Annotated in this window: 28 protein-coding genes; 4 read left to right on the top strand and 24 right to left on the bottom strand. The window is 45.6% G+C overall.

Going from position 1 to position 24,164, the window contains the following annotated elements:
- Positions 1 to 18 precede the first annotated feature (18 nt).
- From ACUN27_RS15290 to ACUN27_RS15210, 17 genes are all read right to left on the bottom strand, one after another.
- A complete protein-coding gene (locus ACUN27_RS15290; protein WP_047672782.1) occupies positions 19 to 249 on the bottom strand; it encodes a KH domain-containing protein in 231 nt (76 codons plus the stop codon).
- 26 nt (positions 250 to 275) lie between these two features.
- Complete coding sequence (gene rpsP / locus ACUN27_RS15285; RefSeq protein WP_127458431.1) at positions 276 to 548, bottom strand: 30S ribosomal protein S16; 273 nt, start codon at positions 546 to 548, stop codon at positions 276 to 278.
- Positions 549 to 584: 36 nt separating this feature from the next.
- Positions 585 to 1,943 (bottom strand): signal recognition particle protein, encoded by a 1,359-nt coding sequence (gene ffh / locus ACUN27_RS15280; RefSeq protein ID WP_315951129.1) that lies wholly within the window; start codon positions 1,941 to 1,943, stop codon positions 585 to 587.
- 25 nt (positions 1,944 to 1,968) lie between these two features.
- Positions 1,969 to 2,319 carry a putative DNA-binding protein gene (locus tag ACUN27_RS15275; RefSeq protein WP_127458429.1) on the bottom strand — a complete coding sequence of 117 codons (351 nt, stop codon included), beginning with the start codon at positions 2,317 to 2,319 and terminating at the stop codon, positions 1,969 to 1,971.
- Positions 2,320 to 2,472: 153 nt separating this feature from the next.
- Positions 2,473 to 3,459 (bottom strand): signal recognition particle-docking protein FtsY, encoded by a 987-nt coding sequence (gene ftsY / locus ACUN27_RS15270; protein ID WP_315951132.1) that lies wholly within the window; start codon positions 3,457 to 3,459, stop codon positions 2,473 to 2,475.
- A gap of 68 nt (positions 3,460 to 3,527) precedes the next feature.
- Positions 3,528 to 7,103, bottom strand: coding sequence for a chromosome segregation protein SMC (gene smc, locus ACUN27_RS15265; RefSeq protein ID WP_326062770.1), 3,576 nt, complete (start codon positions 7,101 to 7,103; stop codon positions 3,528 to 3,530).
- A 95-nt stretch (positions 7,104 to 7,198) separates the two neighbouring features.
- On the bottom strand, positions 7,199 to 7,900 hold the full coding sequence (gene rnc / locus ACUN27_RS15260) for a ribonuclease III (protein ID WP_315951136.1): 702 nt from the start codon (positions 7,898 to 7,900) through the stop codon (positions 7,199 to 7,201).
- 60 nt (positions 7,901 to 7,960) lie between these two features.
- A complete protein-coding gene (gene fabF / locus ACUN27_RS15255) occupies positions 7,961 to 9,196 on the bottom strand; it encodes a beta-ketoacyl-ACP synthase II (protein ID WP_315951138.1) in 1,236 nt (411 codons plus the stop codon).
- Positions 9,197 to 9,289: 93 nt separating this feature from the next.
- Positions 9,290 to 9,523, bottom strand: a complete 234-nt coding sequence (gene acpP, locus ACUN27_RS15250) for an acyl carrier protein (RefSeq protein WP_028558238.1) — start codon at positions 9,521 to 9,523, stop codon at positions 9,290 to 9,292.
- Positions 9,524 to 9,607: 84 nt separating this feature from the next.
- A complete protein-coding gene (fabG, locus tag ACUN27_RS15245) occupies positions 9,608 to 10,348 on the bottom strand; it encodes a 3-oxoacyl-[acyl-carrier-protein] reductase (RefSeq protein ID WP_315951141.1) in 741 nt (246 codons plus the stop codon).
- A 1-nt stretch (position 10,349) separates the two neighbouring features.
- Positions 10,350 to 11,285, bottom strand: a complete 936-nt coding sequence (fabD, locus tag ACUN27_RS15240) for an ACP S-malonyltransferase (RefSeq protein ID WP_326062769.1) — start codon at positions 11,283 to 11,285, stop codon at positions 10,350 to 10,352.
- A 72-nt stretch (positions 11,286 to 11,357) separates the two neighbouring features.
- A complete protein-coding gene (locus tag ACUN27_RS15235; RefSeq protein ID WP_315951144.1) occupies positions 11,358 to 12,344 on the bottom strand; it encodes a beta-ketoacyl-ACP synthase III in 987 nt (328 codons plus the stop codon).
- On the bottom strand, positions 12,341 to 13,345 hold the full coding sequence (gene plsX, locus ACUN27_RS15230) for a phosphate acyltransferase PlsX (RefSeq protein ID WP_315951146.1): 1,005 nt from the start codon (positions 13,343 to 13,345) through the stop codon (positions 12,341 to 12,343). Before plsX ends, ACUN27_RS15235 begins: the two co-directional genes overlap by 4 nt.
- A complete protein-coding gene (fapR, locus tag ACUN27_RS15225; protein ID WP_164819829.1) occupies positions 13,329 to 13,943 on the bottom strand; it encodes a transcription factor FapR in 615 nt (204 codons plus the stop codon). The genes plsX and fapR overlap by 17 nt, the downstream gene beginning before the upstream one ends.
- Positions 13,944 to 14,062: 119 nt before the next feature.
- Entirely contained in the window at positions 14,063 to 14,236 is a 174-nt protein-coding gene (gene rpmF, locus ACUN27_RS15220; protein WP_029195321.1) for a 50S ribosomal protein L32, read from the bottom strand.
- A gap of 38 nt (positions 14,237 to 14,274) precedes the next feature.
- Entirely contained in the window at positions 14,275 to 14,784 is a 510-nt protein-coding gene (locus ACUN27_RS15215) for a YceD family protein (protein ID WP_315951150.1), read from the bottom strand.
- A 90-nt stretch (positions 14,785 to 14,874) separates the two neighbouring features.
- On the bottom strand, positions 14,875 to 15,999 hold the full coding sequence (locus ACUN27_RS15210; RefSeq protein ID WP_326062768.1) for a SepM family pheromone-processing serine protease: 1,125 nt from the start codon (positions 15,997 to 15,999) through the stop codon (positions 14,875 to 14,877).
- A 126-nt stretch (positions 16,000 to 16,125) separates the two neighbouring features.
- Between ACUN27_RS15210 and ACUN27_RS15205 the strand changes: the two genes are divergently transcribed.
- A complete protein-coding gene (locus ACUN27_RS15205) occupies positions 16,126 to 17,406 on the top strand; it encodes a nucleoside recognition domain-containing protein (protein ID WP_326062767.1) in 1,281 nt (426 codons plus the stop codon).
- Between the two features lie 9 nt (positions 17,407 to 17,415).
- Here ACUN27_RS15205 and coaD read toward each other — a convergent pair whose 3' ends face one another.
- From coaD to ACUN27_RS15180, 5 genes are all read right to left on the bottom strand, one after another.
- Positions 17,416 to 17,919: a pantetheine-phosphate adenylyltransferase gene (gene coaD, locus ACUN27_RS15200; protein WP_315951154.1), complete on the bottom strand. Its 504-nt coding sequence runs from the start codon at positions 17,917 to 17,919 to the stop codon at positions 17,416 to 17,418.
- 22 nt (positions 17,920 to 17,941) lie between these two features.
- The gene (gene rsmD, locus ACUN27_RS15195) at positions 17,942 to 18,505 is read right to left on the bottom strand and encodes a 16S rRNA (guanine(966)-N(2))-methyltransferase RsmD (protein WP_326062766.1); all 564 of its coding nucleotides are present in this window, start codon (positions 18,503 to 18,505) and stop codon (positions 17,942 to 17,944) included.
- 478 nt (positions 18,506 to 18,983) lie between these two features.
- Entirely contained in the window at positions 18,984 to 19,364 is a 381-nt protein-coding gene (locus ACUN27_RS15190; RefSeq protein WP_445559156.1) for a YolD-like family protein, read from the bottom strand.
- Entirely contained in the window at positions 19,361 to 20,632 is a 1,272-nt protein-coding gene (locus ACUN27_RS15185; RefSeq protein WP_145657819.1) for a DNA polymerase IV, read from the bottom strand. The genes ACUN27_RS15190 and ACUN27_RS15185 overlap by 4 nt, the downstream gene beginning before the upstream one ends.
- 5 nt (positions 20,633 to 20,637) lie before the next feature.
- Positions 20,638 to 21,006, bottom strand: a complete 369-nt coding sequence (locus ACUN27_RS15180; protein ID WP_445559155.1) for a hypothetical protein — start codon at positions 21,004 to 21,006, stop codon at positions 20,638 to 20,640.
- A 354-nt stretch (positions 21,007 to 21,360) separates the two neighbouring features.
- Between ACUN27_RS15180 and ACUN27_RS15175 the strand changes: the two genes are divergently transcribed.
- Genes ACUN27_RS15175 through ACUN27_RS15165 form a run of 3 tightly spaced genes read left to right on the top strand, consistent with a single transcriptional unit; the run spans position 21,361 to position 22,581 of the window.
- Positions 21,361 to 22,203: an ATP-dependent DNA ligase gene (locus ACUN27_RS15175; protein WP_445559154.1), complete on the top strand. Its 843-nt coding sequence runs from the start codon at positions 21,361 to 21,363 to the stop codon at positions 22,201 to 22,203.
- 11 nt (positions 22,204 to 22,214) lie between these two features.
- Positions 22,215 to 22,367, top strand: coding sequence for a hypothetical protein (locus tag ACUN27_RS15170; RefSeq protein WP_445559153.1), 153 nt, complete (start codon positions 22,215 to 22,217; stop codon positions 22,365 to 22,367).
- Positions 22,348 to 22,581: a hypothetical protein gene (locus ACUN27_RS15165; RefSeq protein WP_445559152.1), complete on the top strand. Its 234-nt coding sequence runs from the start codon at positions 22,348 to 22,350 to the stop codon at positions 22,579 to 22,581. Before ACUN27_RS15170 ends, ACUN27_RS15165 begins: the two co-directional genes overlap by 20 nt.
- A 298-nt stretch (positions 22,582 to 22,879) precedes the next feature.
- Here the strand turns inward: ACUN27_RS15165 and ACUN27_RS15160 are convergent, their stop codons facing one another.
- Entirely contained in the window at positions 22,880 to 23,584 is a 705-nt protein-coding gene (locus ACUN27_RS15160; RefSeq protein WP_445559151.1) for a glycoside hydrolase family 73 protein, read from the bottom strand.
- Complete coding sequence (locus ACUN27_RS15155) at positions 23,581 to 24,084, bottom strand: phage holin family protein (protein ID WP_445559150.1); 504 nt, start codon at positions 24,082 to 24,084, stop codon at positions 23,581 to 23,583. The genes ACUN27_RS15160 and ACUN27_RS15155 overlap by 4 nt, the downstream gene beginning before the upstream one ends.
- Positions 24,085 to 24,164 lie beyond the last annotated feature (80 nt).

Raw genomic sequence — 24,164 nt, 5'->3', positions numbered from 1 at the left:
GAATCCTAACCTGGTTTCTTATGAAACGATTTCAACGGCTACCCGCTTCGTTTCTTTCACTGCTGCTGACGTGACGACTGTGCGGAGCGATTTCGCAATCTTGCCCTGCTTCCCGATCACTTTACCGACATCGTCGGGGTGAACAGACAGCCTGTACTCAATTTTGTCATCCTTCTCCACGACAGCGACTCGTACTTCTTCCGGATGATCTACAAGAGCCTTAGCAATAACGGTGATAAGATCCTTCATGAACCCACCCTCCGAAAGTTAACAGATTACTTCTGTAATTTCAGCTCGTGAAACTTAGTCATCAAACCTGCTTTGGAGAACAGGCTGCGAACTGTATCGGACGGTTGAGCGCCAGTTTGAAGCCATTTCAGCGCTTTTTCCTCATCAAGGTTTACAGCTGCTGGTTCTGCAATCGGGTTATAAGTTCCGATTTCTTCGATAAAACGACCATCACGCGGGGAACGGGAATCCGAAACCACCACACGGTAGAAAGGAGCTTTATGAGCGCCTACACGTTTAAGACGAATACGTACTGCCATGAAAAATCACCTCCTACTTAGAATAAAAAACATTATTTAAAAGGGAAATTTAAATCCCTTGCCTAACTTCTTCATGCCTTTGGCGCCCTTCGGCCCCATCATGCCTGAAAATTGCTTCATCATTTTGCGCATATCATCGAACTGCTTAATGAAACGGTTGACCTCTTGTACCGAGTTCCCGCTTCCTAGTGCAATCCGCTTGCGTCGGTTTGCATTTAGCAGTTCAGGCTTGCGTTTCTCTTCCTTGGTCATCGACTTCACAATCGCTTCAACACGCGCCATCTGTTTGTCGTCGACTTTCATATCTTTCATGCCTTTGATCTTGTTCGCGCCTGGCAGCATCTCCAGGATCTGATCAAGCGGCCCCATCTTCTTCACTTGCTCCATTTGATCAAGGAAATCCTCGAAAGTGAATTCGGCGTTGCGCATTTTGCGCTCCATTTCTTTCGCCTTGTCCATATCGATACCAGCTTGCGCTTTCTCAATCAAAGTAAGCATATCGCCCATGCCAAGAATTCTTGACGCCATACGATCCGGGAAAAATGGTTCTAACGCGTCCATCTTTTCGCCGCTTGCTACGAATTTAATCGGGCAACCTGTAACCGCCTTGACAGATAAAGCTGCGCCACCGCGGGTATCGCCATCCAACTTGGTAAGTACGACACCTGTCAGTTCCAACTGCTGATGGAAACTCTCCGCGACATTAACAGCATCCTGACCCGTCATCGCATCAACAACTAGCAAGATTTCATCAGGATCAACGACGGAACGAACATTTTTCAGCTCATCCATCAAGTGCTCATCAATATGCAGACGACCCGCAGTATCAATGATCACATAATCATTGCCATTATCTTTGGCGTGTTGCAGACCAGCTTTTGCAATTTCAACAGGATTTACTTGATCTCCTAGTGAAAATACAGGAACTTTTAACTGATCGCCGAGTACTTCCAACTGCTTGATTGCCGCAGGACGATAAATGTCACACGCAACCAACAGCGGTCTATGGTTCTGCTTAAGGAGCATCTTAGCCAGTTTACCTGACGTCGTTGTTTTACCTGCCCCTTGCAAGCCTGCCATCATAATGACAGTCGGCGGTCGATTGGATCGAGCCAGCTTGCTTTGTGTGCCACCCATCAATGCCGTGAGCTCTTTGTTAACAATATCGATAACGACCATGCCCGGTGTAAAGGACTTCAGCACTTCTTGTCCGATAGCTTGTTCCTTCACCTTAGCAATAAAGTCTTTCACCACTTTAAAGTTAACGTCCGCTTCAAGCAGAGCGAGTCTGACCTCGCGAAGCGCTTCGCCTACATCTTCTTCCGTCAGCTTACCTTTGCTTCTCAGCTTGCCGAATACGTTCTGTAATCGGTTTGCTAATCCTTCAAATGCCATGCGCTTCACCTCCTGCTTACACTTTTTAATCGATCCCTATTATTGTATCAAAAAGCTCCGCTGTTTTCCTCTTTAGCTCAGGTTCACAACCATCCAGCATGTGATCCAGCTCTGTGCGCAGCTTCATGCGTTGTTCATGCTTATGTAACAGATGCAGTTTAGCTTCATATTCCTGTAAAGTTAACTCTGCTCGTTTTATATGTTCATACACCGCTTGGCGGCTTATTTCGAAATTTTCAGCAATCTCTCCGAGAGAGTAATCATCATGAAAATACAATTGAAGGAAAGTTCTCTGCTTCTCGGTTAAAAGTGGTTCATAGAAATCAAATAACAGATTAATGCGATTGGTTTTCGCAAGCATTTGATCGACAGTCATGAACCCACCTCCGTAAAGGTTGCACCCTTGACACCAGCACAACAGAACCTATCATACTGAATTCCAAGATGAATGTCAAGCGTTTTACCTTGTCAGTTCGCAAACAAAAAAACCCCCTCTAACCGACTGCCGGCAGAGGAGAATTTTTTACGACTATTCTTCTTTTTGCTCGCCGATCCATTTGCCAAATAAAGCATGCACGAACTGCTCGGAATCGAATGGCTGAAGATCATCCATTTTTTCACCGAGACCGACAAACTTCACAGGCAGCGACAATTCCTGACGGATCGCCACCACGATACCACCCTTGGCCGTCCCGTCAAGCTTGGAGAGCACTAGTCCGGTCAGCCCGGTTTTGTCACCGAACAGCTTAGCCTGGCTCAGCGCATTTTGGCCTGTTGTCGCATCAAGCACAAGAATGACCTCATGAGGAGCATCCGGTACTTCACGCTGGATAACGCGGTAAATTTTGTTCAGCTCTTCCATCAGGTTCACTTTATTCTGCAGGCGTCCTGCCGTGTCGCAGAGCAAAATATCCACGCCGCGGGTTTTGGCTGCTTGCACAGCATCATACATAACCGCAGCAGGGTCAGCTCCGGATTGCTGCTTAATGACGTCAACGCCGACACGCTGCCCCCAAGTCTCCAACTGTTCAATCGCTCCGGCACGGAACGTATCACCGGCAGCCATGAGCACTTTTTTCCCTTGGGATTTAAACATGTGCGCCATTTTACCAATCGTTGTCGTCTTCCCTACACCATTGACTCCTACGAACAAGATGATCGATAAACCGTTAGGATTTAAATTCAAACCTGCATCCGCGTCACCTTTCAGCAGTTCGATCAGTTTTTCCGAAAGAATAGGCTGCAGTTCTGCGGGATCTTCAATCTTGCGTTTTTTCACTTCAGTACGAAGCTGATCAATGAGCTTAAGAACCGTATTTACACCTACGTCTGCGCCAATCAGAATTTCTTCCAGCTCTTCATAGAAATCTTCATCAATCTTCTTACGGCGGCTAAATAAGTCATCGACACGCTCAACGAACACATCTCTCGTTTTGGTTAGTCCCTCTTTGAACTTATTCGTTACCGCTTCGGCCTTGCTCGAAATGCTCTCTTTTAACCGTTTAAAAAAACTCATAGTTCCTCCCAAGAATAAACAACTTCTCGTCCCAATGGGGCGAGCGTATTTGTCGAAATAAAAACTCTTTAAGAAGCTGACATTTCCGCTTCCTCATCTTCCAATCGAACAGAAACGAGCTTGGAAACGCCGCCCTCTTGCATAGTTACACCGTACAGCACATCAGCCTCTTCCATCGTCCCTTTGCGGTGCGTAACGACGATAAATTGCGTCATTTCCGAGAACTCGCGCAAATATTCCGCAAAACGGGATACGTTTGCTTCGTCCAAGGCAGCTTCTACTTCATCCAATACGCAGAAAGGAACCGGCTTGACCCGAATGATCGAGAACAACAGCGCAATTGCCGTAAGCGCGCGTTCTCCCCCTGATAAGAGTTGAAGATTTTGCAGCTTTTTGCCTGGCGGCTGGGCGACGATCTCAATTCCCGTATCCAGCATATTTTCTGGCTCCGACAGGATCAAATCTGCGCGTCCTCCACCGAACAATTTGGAGAAAACAACGCCAAAATGCGAACGAATGGCATCAAAAGTCGTCTTAAAGCGCTTGGACATCTCCTGATCCATCTCGCGAATGACCTGATAAAGCGTAGTTTTGGCTTCGATCAAATCATTTTTCTGCGCACTCAAAAACTCATAACGCTCAGAGATCCTCGCATATTCCTCGATCGCGCCGAGATTGACATCGCCAAGCGAAGTAATTTCGCGTTTGATCTCACGCACTTTGCTCTGCGTACCCTGGATATCTTCCGGAACCGGATAACGTTCTTTGGCTAGCTCATAGCTAAGCTCGTATTCTTCGCCAAGCTTTTTCAGCAAATTTTCCAGTTCAACATCCAGACGAGTTACACGCACTTCGGTTTGATGCAAGCTTTCTTCAACCTGCTTTAACTGTACGCGCTGTGCACGCGTTTCATTCTCTTCCTGCTCAAGCTTCTGCAGCCATTCGGTCCGCTCAGCACGTTTGAAATCAATACTCTCTGTGCACTGCTGCTTCTTCAGTTTGAGATCATTAAGTAATTCTACTTGAAGGACCGTTTCCTGTTCAAGTGCGCTCATATCCTGCTCCAGCTGCTGCAGAAGCCCGCGGTTCATCTCCATCTCTCGATCGGACTCGCTAAGATCCTGCTGCAACCGCCGCTGTTGATCCTGAAGAGACTGCTTCTCTTGGGAAATGGAAGCCACCTTAACCTTAAGATCCGTCAGCTGCCCTTGCAGCTCTTCTTTCTCGGATTCGCTGGCTTTTCGCGAATTTTCTGCATCACGAATTGCTTGCTGTAAGGAAGCTTCTTCTTCCTGCAGCTCCGCAAGCGCCGCTTCGGACTCTGTTTTCCTGCGTCCAAGATCAGCTTGCTCTTCAAGCAATGCCCCCCTGTCTTGGCTATCCAGGGAAAGCTGCTCCTCCACCGTGCGGTTTTCCGCTTCCAACGGATTTAATTCCGCTCGGATTTGCTGCTCTTCGATACGCTTTTGCTCTCCTAATTGGCGAAGCTGCTCCACAGCCATCATCTCATCCGTAATTTCACGCTTCATGACGCTGGTTTGACCGCGCAAACCACTAAGCTGCTGTTCCGAATGTTTGATTTCATTATCCAGCTCTTCGATCTGACGCTGACGACCTAGCAGATTTGTCGACTTCTTCTGCAAACTCCCCCCCGTCATCGATCCTCCGGGATTGACCACATCGCCTTCTAGGGTCACAACCCGATAACGATATTGTGCTTTTGCAGCAATATGATTCGCATCTTCTAACGTTTGGGCTACAACCACATTGCCTAGAAGACTAGAAAAAATGTTTTGATAAGTAGAGTCAAACGATACTAGATCTACTGCGATACCAACAAAACCTTTTGCCGATCTGAGAGAGCTGATCTCATTATCCGAAATTGAACGCCCGCGGATAACATTCATTGGCAAGAACGTTGCCCGTCCCATTTGACGTCGCTTCAAGAACGAGATCGCTTCTCGCCCATCCGCTTCGGTTTCGACGACGATATTTTGTAAAGCCCCGCCTAAAGCGGTTTCAATCGCGATCTCCACATCGGCCGGCACTTTCACGAGTTCCGCAACAGCACCGCGAATTCCCCGCAAATCCTTGCGGCTTTTCGCTTTAAGCACCTCTTTAACACCTTGCATAAAGCCGTCGTAATCGTTGGCCATTTCCTTCATGGTGTCGCGGCGTGATGTAAGAGCATCCAACTTCTGTTCCCATTTGCGGACCATGCCCAAGGCATCATCAAGCAAGCCCTGCTTATTTTTCAAACTTTGCGTCAGCTGGACATACTGCTGTCTGGTGTCTTCGATTTCCTTAACCGTTGTTTCCAGTTTTAACGTTAATTCTTGCTTGCGGACAGTGATTTTCTCGCGCTGCTCGGCCCATTTCTGCCGCTCATCATCAAGCCTTTCCAGCCTGCGCCCGATACTTTCCCTCTGCTGCTCCGCATAACGAATTTCGTTCCGGGCTTGTGCCATCCGGTTTAGCGTCTCTAAGAGTTCACCTTTCAATTGATCTTCCGGCGAAGAGCTAATTCCACCATTAACCCCAAGCAACCGTTGTTCTTCGGCCGTCAGCTTGGCTTGAAATTCAAAGAGCTGCGCGCCGATTTGAATGATTTTCTCACGCTGTTCGCTAATCTCAGCTTCCTTGTCTATTTTGCGCTGTTCCTGCAAGGCAATTGTGCTGCTAAGCTGTTGGTAATTGGCAGCGTAATTTTTCTTGCGCTCTTTGAGTACTTCACCGTGACCCTCGCATTTCTCGAATTCCTCGCTCAGAACAAGCAAACTTTCTTGAAGCTTCTCCAGCTCCTCTTCCAGCCTGCGGGTTTCCCACCGATGCTTCTCCAAATGCGCATCATGCTGATTCACAATGGTTGAAAGCTCTGTCTGCTCCTTCACGAGCTTCTCCAGCTTCTGCGAAGCTTCATTCCACGATAAATAGATTTGATCAATCTGGTGAACATACATGGCAATCTCACTGCTTTTGAGTGTTTCACGCAGCTCCTTGTAGCGAATCGCCTTCTCCGATTGCTCCCGGAGCGGTTCAATTTGATCCTCTAATTCTGAAACCAAATCATGGATCCTGAGCAGATTTTGCTCGGTGTCACTTAGCTTCTTCTCTGCTTCCTTTTTACGCGATTTATATTTAACTATCCCCGAGGCTTCTTCAAAAATACCACGACGATCCTCTGATTTCGTACTAAGAATTTCTTCAATACGTCCTTGTCCAATAATGGAATAGGCTTCTTTCCCGATTCCCGTATCCATGAACAATTCCGTTATATCTTTTAGGCGGCAGGGCTGCTTATTGATTAAATATTCGCTCTCTCCACTCCTATGTACTCGGCGAGTAACCGTTACTTCATTGAAATCGAGCGGAAGCGATTGTGAAGTGTTATCCAATGTCAGTGATACTTCGCCATAATTGACCGCCCGGCGCGCATCACTACCCGCAAAAATAACATCCTCCATTTTACCGCCACGCAAAGACTTCGCGCTTTGTTCCCCCAGTACCCATCGGATACCATCGGAAATATTACTTTTTCCGCTCCCATTCGGACCTACAACCGCGGTGATACCGCGCACAAATTCCAGCTCCGTCCGATCAGCGAAAGACTTAAACCCGGATAATTCAATCCGTTTTAAAAACATGGTCTCACCTCAGAAATTATTGTAACATATCCCTTCTAAAAATAAGAGAAAAAAACAAAAAAGGCAGCCGCAGCTGCCTCTTTATGCTATATGACTTACCGCTGAACGGTCACATTCAATTTCAACAAAGCTTGCGCAGCAGCCTGCTGCTCAGCTTCTTTCTTGGAACGTCCCGCTCCGGTTCCTAGAAGGTCGGCATCCATGTGTACTTCAGCTACAAACTCACGCTCATGCGCAGGTCCCCGCTCATTCACGATCCGGTATTCCAGAGAACCCATTCCATGATGCTGAGTATGCTCTTGCAGCTGAGTCTTGTAATCAATAACGAGCAACTTACCTTCACTGGAGATATTTGCAAATACATATTTCTTCAAAAAACTTTTTACAACATCTATGCCTTGATCCAAATATAAAGCACCAATGAAGGATTCAAAAACGTCGGCAAGAAGAGCCGGGCGGTTACGTCCGCCGGTCAACTCTTCGCCTTTACCAAGTAATACGAATGCGCCAAAATCCAAATCTTCAGCAAACGTAACGAGAGACGGCTCACAAACAATCGATGCTCGCAGCTTCGTCAACTCGCCCTCCGAACGCCCGGGATAAGAATCATATAAAAATTCCGAAACGGTTAATTCTAATACGGCATCTCCTAAAAATTCCAGACGCTCGTTATCTTTATGTCCGGCAATACGATGCTCATTCACATAAGAAGAATGGGTAAAAGCTTGCTTCAGCAGCTCTGATTTTCGAAATGTGATGCCAATCCGCTGCTGCAATTCCTTAACATTGCGGTTCATTGCTTAATTCACCACCCAGAGAGAATGCTATTTCGTTATCTTTCTTCGCAGGCAGGCAAATTATGCTTGGAACCTTTTCATAATAATCGTTGCATTGTGACCGCCAAAACCAAATGAATTGGACATCGCAATATCAACTTTTGCTTGTCGTGCTTGGTTCGGTACGTAATCCAAATCACATTCCGGATCTTGGTTCACCAGATTAATCGTAGGCGCAATCAAACTGTTAGCGATTGTCAGACCACAGATGACAGCTTCAACGCCTCCGGCAGCTCCAAGCAAGTGTCCTGTCATGGACTTTGTAGAACTAACCGCTACTTTGTACGCATGATCGCCAAGTGCTTTCTTGATCGCTGTTGTTTCCGACTTATCACCAACTGGTGTTGATGTTCCGTGAGCATTAATGTAAGTAATCTCATCTGGCGAAATGCCAGCATCCTTGATCGCTTTCACCATACAACGGGCTGCTCCGTCCGGATCCGGATCTGTCATGTGATAGGCGTCGCCGCTCATCCCATAGCCGATTACTTCGGCATAGATGCGTGCCCCACGCTGTTCCGCATGTTCAAGTGACTCCAGAATCAGAACGCCTGATCCTTCGCCCATAACGAAACCGTCACGGTCCGTATCAAACGGGCGGCTTGCCAAATGCGGCTCATCATTGCGAGTGGACATCGCGCGCAGCGCACAGAAACCAGCCACACCAATCGGCGTAATCGTCGCCTCTGCTCCGCCGCAGATCATAACGTCAGCGTCGCCGCGTTGAATCATTTTGAAGGAATCACCAATGGAATGCGTTCCTGTCGCACAAGCTGTCACCGCTGTCGAGTTCGGTCCTTTAGCCCCTGTAACCATCGAGATGTGACCCGAAGCCATATTCGCGATCATCATTGGGATAAAGAACGGAGAAACACGTTTTGGACCTTTTTCCAAAAGGATTCTATGCTGCTCTTCCCACGTATTCAAACCGCCGATTCCAGAGCCAACGGAAACCCCGACGCGTTCTGGATCTGTATCCTCTTTCAGGTTCAAATTCGCGTCCTTCAGAGCATTAAGAGCGCCTGCTACGGCAAACTGTACGAAACGGTCCATCCGGCGAGATTCTTTGCGATCCACATAATCTTCAATATTAAAATCTTTCACTTCTGCTGCAATGCGTGTTGGGTATTCGCTTACATCAAAATTCTCAATCAAGCTGACACCGGACTTGCCGGCCGTCAAATTGCCCCAAAACGTATCTAAATCTTGACCAAGGGCAGTAACTACGCCCATACCTGTAATTACAACTCTTTTCATCTGTACCACCTTCTATGTCGTGAATCTTCATTTTTTAATGGATGAGAATGGAGAGAAGTCCCGTCTTGATTAGAAACGGGACTCTGTAGACTATTACGTATGAGATTTTATGTAATTCGTAACTTCTCCTACTGTCGTAATCTTCTCAGCATCTTCATCTGAAATTTCTAAATCGAACTCATCTTCTAATTCCATCACTAATTCAACTACATCGAGAGAATCAGCACCAAGATCTTCTTTGAAAGATGCTTCGAGGGTGACTTCAGCTTCATCAACCCCTAGACGATCGACTACAATTCGTTTAACACGATCCAATACGTCGGACATCCGGTTCACCTCCTCTTTGGTATTATACGAGAATCTTTGACAGATTGCCAGTAGGCAATTTGGAGATTCTCTTTTTGGCGAATCTTACATGTACATGCCGCCATCCACGTGAAGTGTTTGGCCTGTCATGTAGGATGCATCGTCGGATGCCAGGAAGCGAACAACCTTTGCGATTTCCTCTGGTTGACCAAGGCGCTCCAACGGAATTTGCTTCAACATTTGCTCACGCATCTCGGCCGACAACTTGTCGGTCATATCGGTTTCGATAAAACCTGGCGCCACCGCATTCACGGTAATGCCCCGAGTGGAAAGCTCCTTCGCCGTAGCCTTGGTTAAACCAATCACGCCGGCTTTGGCTGCTACATAGTTAGCCTGACCCGGATTTCCGAGCACGCCGACTACAGAAGATATATTAATTATTCGACCGAATCTTTGCTTCATCATAGGACGAGTAACAGCTTTCACACAGTTAAATACACCCTTCAGATTCGTAGCAATGACTTGATCAAACTCTTCTTCCTTCATTCGCATGATTAGATTGTCTCTTGTGATACCTGCATTATTCACAAGAATATCAATCTTACCAAATTTTTCAATGGTTTGCTTAACTAATTCCTCAGACTCCTGGTAACTGCTTACGTCAGCACGGAGTTTGATGGCTTTGCGCCCCATCGCTTCAATGGCTGCTACTACTTCTTCAGCAGCGGCTTCACTTCCTGCATAATTTACAGCAACATCTGCGCCATGTTCAGCCAAATGCAAAGCAATCGCTCGGCCGATGCCTCGGGATGCCCCGGTTACCAGTGCTACTTTACCCGTTAGCATGTTATTGCACCTCCTGTAAATACTTCTCCAGAGCTTCGAGGCTGCCAATCGAAACGGTTTTGACCGTTTTATCGACCTTTTTGATCAGACCGGCAAGCACCGTTCCTGATCCCAGTTCAATAAAGGTATCAACACCTTCGCTGATCAAGTACGCAATCGTGTCCTCCCATAATACAGGGGAATAGACCTGCTCGACAAGCAAACCGCGGATATCGGCTGGAGACGTAACAGGACGTGCCGTAACGTTGGCCACAACGGGAACGGCTGCCTCGCTCATCTCGATGGATGCGAGCACTTCAGCGAGACGCTCTGAAGCGGGCTTCATCAGTGATGAGTGGAAAGGTCCGCTCACCTCGAGCGGGATGGCCCGCTTCGCACCGGCTTCTTTGCAGCGTTCGACAACCGCTTGCACGCCTTCTTTACTGCCCGAGACGACGATCTGTCCCGGGCAGTTCACATTGGCGAGCTCCACGACGGAGCCGCCGCTTGTGATGGCCTTACACAGCTCCGCAAGCGCTTCGCGCTCGGCTCCGAGCACGGCCGCCATCGCGCCCAGGCCGCCAGGGACGGCCTGCTCCATGAACTCGCCGCGGGCCCGCACCGTGCGGACCGCGTCTTCAAAAGCGAGCACGCCGGCTGCGACGAGCGCGCTGTATTCACCCAGACTATGTCCAGCGACATAGTCTGGCGTAATGCCCGCAGCCTTAAATGCTTCCAGACAAGCGATGCTTGTTGTCAGTAAGGCAGGCTGCGTGTGGTAAGTGATCTTCAGCTGGTCCTCCGGACCTTGGAAGATCAGATCAGATAAGGAAAAGCCCAGCGCTTCATTTGCGCGGTCATAAAAAGCTTTGGCTGCCTGATGATTCGTGTATAAATCATGGCCCATCCCTACTGACTGTGAGCCTTGACCAGGAAAAACAAACGCAATTTTACCCATACGAGAATAGGATCCCCTTTGGCAATAGATTTTAAATAAAATAAATGAATTTCATGTATAAAATGAACTGAACTACCACACCAGTGCGGTTGCGCCCCAAGTCAGACCTCCACCGAAACCAACCAGCACAAGACGATCGCCTTCTGTTAATCTGCCTTGCTCTGCAGCTTCTGCAAGCGCTACGGGAATGGAGGCTGCCGACATATTGCCGTATTTATCGAGATTAATCATACATTTATCTGCGGTCATTTCCAGTCGGTTTAAAGAAGCTTGAATAATCCTCATGTTTGCTTGATGCGGGACTAGTAAATCAATATCCGATTTGTCCCAGCCTGCTTTGTTCAGAACTTCATCTGCTGCATTCCCCATAATCCGCACCGCGAATTTGAAAACTTCAGCACCAGCCATATAGATGTAATGCATACGTTGATCAATCGATGTTTGTGAAGCAGGATTGCGTGATCCCCCGCCTTCAATTTTCAACAGCGGCCCGCCTGTGCCATCGGCACCAAGCTCAAAGGATTTGAATCCTCTTTCTTCAGGCACTTCGCCAATCACAACCGCTCCAGCACCATCACCGAACAGAATACACGTATTCCGGTCTGTATAATCTGTAATCTTGGATAAACAATCTGCACCAATCACAAGGGCATATTTATAAGTTCCTGTTGCAATAAAGTTAGATGCATTAGCCAGTCCATATACGAAGCCTGAGCATGCCGCAGATAAATCAAATGCCGCAGCCTTTTTGGCCCCCAGCTTCTCTTGCAGGATGCAAGCCGTTGATGGGAATGACATATCCGGCGTAATGGTGGAAACGACAATCAGATCAAGTTGGTCTGCCGTAATGCCGGCATTGGCCAGTGCAATCAACGATGCTTCATAACAAAGATCGGACGTTGCTTGTCCTTCAGCTGCGATCCTTCTTTCACGGATGCCTGTTCTCGTTACGATCCACTCATCGTTCGTCTCAACCATCGTTTCCAATTCTTGATTCGTTAATATGCGATCAGGTACATATTTCCCTGTACCAAGCACCCCAACTGGTATTAGGTTCATGTTGTAATATCTCTCTTCCCATGGCTTATTTCGGCAGATATCGTGCCAACCAAATCATTTTGCAAAGCTATTCTAGCTTGGCGAACCGCATTTTTAATGGCATTTGCATCGGAGGAACCATGGCTCTTCAGAACCAATCCATCTATCCCTAAGAATGGCGCCGCTCCATGCTCGTTATAATCCAACTTTTTGCGGAATTGGGTAAGACCCGGTTTCAAAACAGCTGCTGCCAGCTTGGTAAATATCGATTTCGTAAATTCCTGTTTCAGTGCTGAGAAAATAGCGGATGCCGCACCCTCCAGCGATTTCAGCATAATATTTCCGGCAAACCCGTCACATACGATAACATCGCATTTGGCGCGGAGTACCTGAGACGATTCGACATTTCCTACAAAATGAATAGGCCCTTGTTCCATTAGAGGATATGCCGCTTTGGTTAATTCATTCCCTTTGGCAGCCTCTGTTCCTACGTTCAAAAGGCCTACGCGCGGCTTAGAAACGCCATGCACTTTGGAACGGTAAATGCTGCCCATGATTGCATACTGGAGCAATTGCTCCGGCGTAGCATCCATATTCGCACCCAAGTCGAGGGCAAGCACACCATTGCCATCCATTGTCGGGATCATCGGCGCCAGAGCCGGACGCTCAATGCCCGGGATTCTTCCCACCACGAGCAAGCCCGTCGTCATCAATGCACCTGTATTTCCAGCGGAAATCATAGCTTCCGCTTCTTTCTCCCGTACTAGTTTACCCGCCACAACCATGGAGGCGTCTTTTTTGCGCCGCACTGCTTTCACAGGCTCATCTTCCGCTTCAATGACTTCCTCCGCGTGACGGATACTTATATTTGCCGGTCTCTCTGTGAGATGGGCTTCAATTACAGCGCTATTGCCGACCAAAATGATATGTACGTCTTTCCATTCTTTGGCCGCTGCTAACGCACCCTCCACGACAATCTTCGGGGCATTATCGCCGCCCATGGCATCAATCGCGATCCGCATGCAGCTTGTCCTCCCTCTCTAGATGTTGCTCTTTCTTCGAATGAAAGATCACGAAATTACCTCGGAACACAGCCTCATCGCCAACGTAGGAAGACACTTCAACTCTTGCTTTCCCTTTGGAAACGGAACGCACATAGGCTTTGGCGATACATTTCTCTCCTAGCTTTACAGAACGTATAAACCGGATGTCTGCTGAGGCTGTCAAGGCGATCGGATCGTCGATAACGGCAACGGCGAGGGAGTTTGCTTGTGAGAATATATGATGTCCTCTTGCAATTTTGGTTCTTGAGAAAACATGATCTTCTTTAATTTCAAAAATCGAAATACCGCTTTGGTCAAGCTGTAAATCGATCACTTCACCAATGACTTCATCAATGGACAGTGAACGCACTTGATCGTACGTTTTGACAGCCATGTGTTTCATGCGTTCCCGCAGCTCAGGAATACCTAGTTCCAATCGGTCTAACCGGACGGTTTGGATGCTAACCTGAAACGTTCGCATCAGTTCCTCGTCAGTCATAAAAGGATTCGCTTCAATTGCTTGAAGCAATTGCTGCTGCCTTTGTCGTTTAGGAAGGCGTTCGATGGCTAGCACCACCTTATCTCGTGAGATCTCATCTTATTACCAGATACTAAACTGTAGTATATTAAATTTAGAACCAAAAAGAAAGCAAAAAAAATAGCACCTCACACTAGGATGAAGTACTATGCTTATTCTTATGCTTTTACGATCTCTCTACCTTTGTAAGTTCCGCAAGACTTGCACACACGGTGTGCCAGCTTCAGTTCTCCACATTGTTCACATTTCACCATGCCTGGAACTTCCAATTTAAAGTGAGTACGGCGCTTGTCGCGACGAGTTTTGGACGTTCTCCTTTGAGGTACTGCCATATTCAAAACACCTCCTTCATCGAATTTCGGGCGTTGCCTTATTCTTTGTTAAAAAAGTCCGCGAGACCTGCAAGCCTAGGATCGATTTTCTCCTGCTTACAGCCGCAATCCTTAAGATTGCGATTTTCTCCACACACAGGACAGAGACCTTTGCACGCTTCGTCACAAAGTGGTATGTACGGTAAACCGACCACTACATTTTCTACAACGTACGGCTCTAAATCGACTTTATCTCCAACGACCAAATGAATGTCCTCGTCAAGTTCCGGGTCTTCTTCCTCTGGCTTTTGCATGAAGACTTCCTCAAAAGGAAGTTCGATTGTTTGATTCGTGTGCGTTAAGCATCGTGAACAGCTTAACTCCAAGTCTAGCGTTAACGTTCCGTTAACTTTGGCTACTCCATCTTCATGCGATGCAAGAAGATCGACACGTACAGGACCATAGCGAAGGATATCTTGACGCCCTTCAAAAGGAGCCGTCAAATTCATCTCTTCCGTCATATGGACCGGGTGTCCTTTCAGAGAAAGCTCTCTAAAACGAATCTGCATGTTATATCACCCCAAACAAACAAAGATTATTATATCCAGTTTGATTGCCTTTTGTCAATTATAAATCTATTTACTTGCATTCCAAAGAGCTTACTTGGGAGGCAGCGCCGCTAGATATTTCAGGGCGTCATCCATCGTGCCGATCTCGACAATTTTCATCTTCGTCTTAATTTGATTCGCTCGTTGGACGGCATCGGAATAATTCGTAATTTTGGTCCCGTCTTTGTACGTCACATCTTTGGGAGCAAAGAAGAAATCCGCCTTTTCCCGATCCGCGGCAATAATCTTATGTTGAATGCCTCCGATCGGGCCCACAGTGCCATCTGTTTCAATGGTCCCTGTCCCTGCAATACGATAGCCCTTTGTGATATCCTCTGGAACCAGTTGATTAAAAATCTCTAACGAAAACATCAAACCAGCCGAAGGCCCTCCGATTTCTCCAGCCTTAATCGAGACCTGTTGATCTTCTTGGTCTGCTTTGACTGCTTGCATATCAGCCGGAACGACGCCAATACCAGCACGAGGTTCACCTGTCTCCCCTTGTTGTTGAGGAAGCGCTCCTAGTGCTAGTGTTGCCTGCTGTTCCACCTTATTCCTAGAGTAGGTAACCGTGATGGATTCTCCCGCTTTCTTCCCTTTTAATGCATCAAGTAAATCCTGAGCCACTTTCACATCTTTCTCTCCAGCCTTCAGCAGCACATCACCGGGTTTGAGCACCTTCTCTCCCGATAAACCAGGTAACGTCTGCAATACCATTACGCCCTCATGATTGATGTGAAAAGGAACCTTCGCATGTGTGTACGCTGCTTGAATGGCACTCGCTTGCGAGGTCAACATGACATATTCTTGGCGCTGCGTGTACTCTTGCTCAGACTCACCTTTGCGCAAAACACTCGTTTTGGGCTGAATTTCTTCATATGGGTGTACAAGACCAATTAGATAATTAATCATATTGGCATCGGCTACACGCACTGTCGTAAGCATCAACGTTCCCTTTTCCAAATCAGAGCCTCTTGGTATTGTCACCATCGGTTTAATTTCTTCCGCCGTTCCCGGCATGAAAATAAAGAATGGTAACCGTACAAAAAACAACAAATAAATAATGACAATTCCGACAAGCGCTGAAACTAAATAACGCCTCGTCGACGATCTTCTCGGATATCGATAGGAATCATTAGACCACGTGTGAATTCGATTCTCTTCTTCGTTTTCCATACAGGTTCCCCTTCCTGATGCCTACTACAAGTCATGACTATCTTCCAATGGACAAGAATGAAAGCTTGGTCTAAACCTCTGTCTTTTCGCGTACAAATGAAGCATGTTAAAGGATGAGGTGAAACCATGCAGCCTTCAAAAGTAAGCTACACTCCCAAGCTGACAACGCTCGTACTGGGTTCTCTGACTGCCCTCGTAGTTGTGTCTATCATACTTTTCCCTGACAAAGCGTTTCAATCTTCGCTCGAGGGGCTTACGATTTGGTGGAAACTCGTCTTTCCTGCCCTGTTGCCTTTTCTCATTATGATCGAGCTGTTGATTGGTTTTGGCGTCATTCAAGGGACAGGCGTTCTGTTAGACCCATTAATGAGAGTGATATTCCGTTTGCCCGGAGTGGGTGGTTGGGCGCTAGCTTCAGGCCTGATTGTAGGATTTCCTAGCGGAGCCAAAATTACTGCCACCCTCAGCGAAAAAAAACTCATCTCGCGAGATGAGACTGAACGTCTAACAGCTTTATCCCACCTGTGCAGCCCTTTATTCTTAATCATGGTTGTGGGTATCGGCTTTCTGCACAGTGCGAAACTTGGTCTTATCCTGGCCATCGTTCATTATACGACCGCTATTGTCACCGGCTTCTTAATGCGATTGCCTAAAAGATCTCAAATGCCTCAGCAGCCTTCGGATGATCAAAAAAGCGCTGCTCCTAAATCGTCAGGCTCTATCTGGAAGATGGCCTTGTCAACGATGCGACAAGCCTATCTGCACGATGGCCGTGCGTTCGGCAAGCTCCTAGGCGATGCAGTGATTTCCTCTGTTCAAACGTTAATGCTCATCGGCGGATATATGATGATCTTTTCCGTATTGATTAACGTCATTACCATTACCCATCTCACAGAAGTCCTTAAGCCCCTCGTCTCCTTCTTCTTGCGCTTCTTGAATGTCCACACGGATACATCACCGCAATGGGTGATGGGTCTGATGGAGATTCATCTCGGAGCCTATTCCTGGAGCCAAGTTCAGGGCATCTCCTTACTACCACAAATGGCGCTCATTAGCGCATTTCTTGGTTGGGGCGGCTTGTCCGCACATGCGCAAGTTGCTGGCTTTCACCAAAAAACAGAAGCACGCTATCGCTTTTTCTTCCAGTCCCGTATCTTGCACGCCGTTCTTGCCTTTGTAGGTACCATTCTATTTTGGAAACCTGTACAGTTCCTTCTCATAGATACAGAACCAAGTTTTCTCTGGTTGGATCAAACAACAAACACGAACACACAATTCGCATCTCAGCTGAACGGCGGCTCGATATGGGCTTTTTGGGGAGTTAACCTCTTTCAGTTCCTTCTTTTGATCATCACTATGCTAATCGTCTCTTCTTTTTTAAGTACTTTTCGAAAAAAAGCCCAATAGATGGCTGCTTTAAGCTTTTGGAAATTTATTTTGCAGCGCTATTTCCACTTCGGGAGGAACTAAATCAACAACAGGCCCATGAAAACGAGCAATTTCTTTGACGATACTGGAGCTCAAGTAGGAGTACGTGGGCTTCGAGGTCATAAAGAAAGTCTCCACATCCGAGTTGAGCTTGTGATTCGTAGACGCCATTTGAAGCTCGTATTCAAAATCAGAAACAGCCCGAAGACCGCGCACAATCAGTCGCACATTGCGGTGCTTCATATAATTCACCATTAAGTCCCTGAACCCATCCACCTCTACATTTGGCAGATCCTTCGTCACTGTTCGGATTAGCTCCATTCTTTCTTCCAACGTGAAAAGAGGGTTTTTGGATGTGTTATTCAGTACTGCAACAATGAGCTTATCAAACACCTTCGCTGCTCTATGTATAATATCAAGGTGGCCATATGTCACCGGGTCAAAACTTCCCGGATATACAGCTACAGTAATGCCATGTTCTTGTTTCATCATGCTGTCATCTCCTCTCAAAATCCTATTCATCCCCTACAGATTGTTTGTAAATTGTAACAGCGGTATCTCCATAGTCCGCTCTTCTTTGTTGCTTGAATCCGCCTATAACGTCGTCTAGAACATCCTTCGCGTCATGCTCCACCACAATTGTGGTACTCGCCTCAACGATAGCTTGTGTTTCCATCGCGTTGATCAGATCCACGATCACTTTCATTTTATATGGCGGGTCTAGAAAAACCAATTGGAACTGCTGCTCCCTCTTTGCTAAAGCCTTCAATGCCCGAGCGGCATCTGTCCGGTAAATCTCGGCTTGGTCCTTGAGCCCGGCTACTTGCAGATTATGCTGGATCGTATCGATGCTCTTCTTCTCAATATCAATGAAGACCGCTTTATCCATCCCGCGGCTCAGAGCCTCGATGCCTAACCCGCCTGTGCCTGCGAACAAATCGAGGACCTGCCCTCCATCAAAATAAGGCCCGATCATACTGAAGATCGCTTCTTTCACTTTATCCGTTGTTGGCCGTGTGCTGATACCGGGTACCGCCTTTAACGACCTGCCTTTGGCAGTGCCTGAAATCACTCTCATCTTGCGCTTTTCCCCTTCTGACTGGTTCATTCTTTTGCTATCGTACCACAAGCCCTATTCTGACACAAAAATTTTGTGCCTGCCATGTATAAATTTCCTGTAAAACGGTCATCCTTGAACTATCGACATCAGAGAATGTCGTAGACAACCGCGGAGAAGACTTACGTTTCCCCATAAGCTCTTCGTCCGGTTTCTCCTCTCCCATGAGACGGCCTGTAAAAGGGCCGTCGTATTAATTTATAGAACAGTTTTAACATTTCCTTGATATATCAAGGTTTTACATATATAACAGACCAATAAATATTGAGTGGTACAGGCATAAAAAAACATACAAGGGTACCGATAAGGTACCAAATGAAGAGAATTAAATCTAACTACAATTAAATTAACCATAAATAAGCACATGGGAAGTTTCCCATGTGCTTATTTTTTTCTTCATTAATAATGATACTGCCCTTGGCCCAGGCTCTCATTATTTTTACGAATCTATCATTCCATCTTCTGTCCATTCATTGCTTAATTCTGCTTTAAGAACATCTCTGTAAGCAATCCATTCCCAATCTTCTACTGCGCTAACTGTCTCCACTATGTCTAATCGAAATTCACCATGCCTACTGCGTGCCACGATGCCGGTAACTGATCGAGTTTTAAACTCTTCATATAAAGTTAGTACAACTGGTTTCTTGTACATCTGCGACAAACTCAGCACAGCTGATATGTTTTGAATTTCTTGCTCGTCTCGTATAGGCCGTGATAACCGCTGAGCCTCTTTTCGATTTCTAATCGCTGACTCTTTATGTTGAGGAAGCATCATCCGACTGGATTCCCAAAGTCCGTTAAGCTCTAATTTTTTACTCATCTATAGTGACCTCCAATTTTACCAGCTCGATCTTCAGCTAGACCAGCTTTCATTAAACTCGAAGCGCGAATAATTGCCGTATTGCCAAAACGATCTTTAATCCCATCTAGAACACTATCGAGTTTCCTTAGCTTCGTTACGTCTTCAAAGAGATCTAGTTGTGTAACTTCCTCATCATCAAGTGATCCTAGCGTAACGCCAACTTTACGCACCGGGTGCCCATTCCAATTACGATGAAAGATCTCACGAACTGACTTGAAAACTTTCAGAGTATTATTTGTAGCAAAGGGCATCTTGCGCTGCTGACTAAAGCCTGTAGGCGCATCGTAGGGTGAGCACATGCAGAATACATGAACGGTTCCGCTCGTATACCCCTTCGCTCGTGCATCGCGGCAAACTTCTTCCGTTAATTCCAAGAGAACAATATCTACCTCTTCTGCCGTCGTATAATCTCGTGGCAAGGTCATTCCGTGACCAATTGATTTTGGAGCTACATTAAATGTGCCAGGTGTGACTGGACTATCATCAAGACCGTTAGCTGTACGCCACATGACCTCAGCTTGAATATCAGATTGTTTACCAAAGCGCGCACGAAATTTCTGCTTAAGTAAATGCAATGGTGTTTGAGCAACATGACCTATCGTTGTCATGCCAAGAGCTACGAAGTGCCGAGTCATGCGCGACCCAACTCCATACATCTTATCCACACTTAAAGGCCATAGGACACGTTCTACATCCTCTTTACCAAGCGTAAAAATACCACTTGGGTTTTTCTTTGCAAAATTGTCCGTTGCTTGCTTAGCAAGGATTTTAGTTGGACCGATGCCAACACGAATACGAACATTCATTGACGCCGCGACCTTTTTTTGAATCATGCTTGCCAGTTCTTCTGAGGTACAACGAAAATGATTGAGAGAACCCGTTACATCTAGAAATTGCTCATCAATAGAAAACACTTCAACTAAATCGGTATACTCTTTGTAAATATCTGTAATTGCAAGTGATACATCAATATAACGCTGCATATGCGGACGCATTACGATAACATCTGGGCATAGCTGCAGGGCTTCTCCAAGTCGTTGAGCCGTACTAATTCCAAAGCTTTTGGCTATTGGACATGCTGCCAAAATAATTCCAGATCTTCTAGCAGGATCACCGGCCACAACAACAGGAAGATTATCTAATCCAGGATGTGTAGCCTTTTCGACGCTTGCGTAAAAAGATTGGCAATCCGAGAGGTAAATTGTGCGTTCGCTTTTTTCCCTCATTACCATTACAATGACCTCCGCATTCTCATTAAAGTTGTCATGAGTTCAGCTTTAATCAAACTTCTGAGCATTGTGAAATGATGGACGTAACCACGAACTTTATATTCAACGTTAATGCCTAAAGCAGTCATCGATGTATTCAATACCTTAATATCACGTTTTTTCATTTTACTCTTAATGCTTTGTATTTCTGGATAAATAGTGTTCTCGACTTCTTTTAGGTAAAACAGAATATGACCATATATAATTTTGTCTTTGTGAACCCTGAGCTCTTCACAATCCCTCGACAACATATCGAGTAATATAGGAAGCAGTGTAAACTCTTTGATTAATTGAACATCCTCGTCAGTCTCAACATTTGTCATGACACTCATTTAATCACCTCAAAATAGGAACGTTTGTTTGTGTTTTATATTATATACCGAACACGTATTCGCTATGCAAGTGATTTTTGTAAATACAAAAAAATCCCCACTAGCCATTAAAGCTAGCGGGGAACATTTTGATGGGCAACATAATCTTTACTAATTAAGTATTACTACTATTTGAGCTCGTACATAGCTCATCTTCCTCTAAACACATAGTACATTGGCAATGAGATTGCAGTTGCTATACTAAGACAAACAAATGAACTTGGAGTAAATAATCTCTTCATTATATTAGGCTCCTTGCTTCCTTCAAATCCCATTAGTCATAGATAGCTCTAAGGTGTACCATTATTATGGGTGATGAAGAAAATGTTTATTCCTCCAATGCTTCTCCAATATGCCAAAAACAACGAACCGTTTGATTGTATTTCCACCTTCGCAGAATTGAAGTGGGATGGCATTCGATTAATTGTATCTAATATGAAAGAATTAAACCTATATACAAAAAACACAAACGCAACAGCTAAGTATCCGGAACTCCACAATCCGCCGATTCCGAAAGGGACTATTCTCGATGGGGAAATCGTTGTTCTTGATGAGCAAGGGCGAGCAGACTTCGAAGCGACAAATGGAGGCTTTCGGTCTAGTAAGAAACGTAAACCAGTCGTATACATGGCTTTTGACATCTTATACCACCAAGGCTTAGACGTGACTGGATTGCCGTTAATTCAACGAAAGCAGTTGCTTGAAGAAACACTTCAAGAAACGGACCACTATAGAATTGTCCGGCCAATCAATGGCAGTGCAAAGGATTTCTTTGATATTGTTTGCCAACATGGACTTGAAGGGATTGTCCTAAAGAAAAAGGACTCGAAATACGAAAAAGGCGTCCGTTCCTGGTCATGGCAAAAGGTAATCAACTACCAAAAGGCAGAGGTCTACATAACTGGTTATAGCAAGAAGGAAAGTTCTTGGCTGCTCGGCTACCCGGATGGAGAAAGTATCCGTCCGATCGGTACGCTCGAGCTAGGAATAACCCAGTCTGCACGCGAATCAATGTGGCCAGTGTTTCAGTCATTTAAAAGTGGTGAAAGTAAAGACCATGTATATATAAAACCTCTGGTCAGATGCAAAGTGAAATATCGCGATTGGTATAAATCTGGAGCAATGCGGTTGCCAGTTTTCGAAGAATTTATTATTTAGGGGATGACATCGTGGAATACAATGTAAAGCATAAAGAGACAGGTGAACATAAAACACTTAGTCACCTCGAAGTAAATGATATGGAGTATACTGTCGATGGTCTTATCTTAGTTTTTGATACAAATATGGAGGCGTATTTACTACTTGAAGATTTACAAGAGTAATGAATTATCAAAGATTATTGGCTTTCACAGGAAACATCAGAGAGTACCGTCTTTAGAACAGGTAGAGTCAGCATATCAGATTGCGTTAACCGGGGATATGGACGGTGCGCTGCGTTTGCTTGATTGGAAACGGCATTGCTTTTATGTAAAAAATGATTATGAGAGAAAAGTAATGACGAAGGTGTTTGAGTATTGTTTAAATATTATCGAATAAAAATAATTACCACAAGAATTAAGCCCACTTCAAATGCGTACAATATTTAATGTTTAAAATCACTCTAAAGGTGGGCAACTATCATGTCAACGAACAACCAGCAACAAGAGAATCACTTGAAAGATCAAAAAGATAACAAACCAAATCACGGTAGTAGAAAAAAGAAAAAATAACTATTTTTAAGATGGATAGATTTTAATTCTGGTGGTATAGATATGAAATAAAAGCCCGGGGATACTTCCCACGGGCTTTCGATGCGCTAAATTTTTCTGTTTCATAACTTCCGGATAACCAACTTTTATATGAGCCCCTTCCGATGGATCGTAGTCAGCAACCTATAGAAGTCATAGCTGCTACCATCAGGCGTATCAATCAAGGGCCTGCCGTCTCTGCAAAAGGTAGTGCTTGCCGCAATCACTGCCTCCTTGGCCCACTCCGGAACCGCCATGCTTGTTTTCGCTTCTAGCGCACTGATTTTTTCAATATGGACCTCTGCAGTGTTGAGTAGTGTTTGAATTTGTCCCTTTAAATCGTCAATTTCTTTCAGCATAGTATCCGCCTCCTGATCAAATTGTTGTAATCGATTATTTTCAATGATACCGATTATTTTTGCAGCATACTGCGGATCCGTCGCATATCCTGCAGCTTGTAAGGTCTTCGCTGCCCCGGCATAGTCCATTGCACAACATTGATCAAAGAATCCTGCATTTCGGTACCTCGAATTCTCAAGTAAAAACTTTGAATGATCGGCTATGCTGCCGAACCAGTCTTGATATGATCTAAAACCTGCATTGATAGTCACCCACTCGCCATTGATAAATTCTTTTGTTGTCTGAGTCGTTCCACTGCCTTTAATTCCGAATAAATTGTTACCAGGGGCAGACAGCCCCCATGCGCTTTCCAGAGCCGCCTGAGCAATTGTAATACTTGCAAGCACACCCGTATTAATCATGTCCTCTACAGCTGCGGGTGCGATTTTATTAATGAATTCTTGATTTCTCATTTGCTCATACCGTCCTTCTGACGATTAGCTCGTTCGATCTTCGCCTTAATTTCACTCCCCACAAATGATGTAACGGTCTTAGGAATCCACTGTTCCCAGCCAGCTCGATAAGCATTAGCTGTCATGCTCTCCCAGGTATGATAGATAAGCATGATAGTGATTGAAAAGAATGCATATCCTGGTTGATTGATTCCAAAAACACTCTGTGATACCTTATCAAGTAATCCACCAATAATAGGAAACCAGAGCATTAAAATTGTCCGCGGTACCGCCCTAATTCCATACTCAGAGGTGTAGCTTTCATCTTTCTTAGCTGCAGCAGTCCCAGTTATCCAGTCAGCAATGATGACAGCGATTAATAAAATAAAAGCCCATGCTTTTCCGTTGCCAAATGACTGTAAAATAAACGGTCCAATAATAGCTCCTACGGTAGCAGCTCCTGCATTTGCAGGCTTAAATAATGATTCCAGGGTGAGTAGTGATTGTAAAAACTTGTTCATTACTGACCTCTCTCTTCTTCCCCGAAGGGCTTTTTATTTTTTTGGGGAACGTAAAAGACGACCGGCGCTTTTTGGCCTGT

Source organism: Paenibacillus sp. WC2504 (assembly GCF_052682475.1).
The sequence above is the reverse complement of the archived record's forward strand: the minus strand, read 5'-3'. Positions and strand labels throughout refer to the sequence as shown.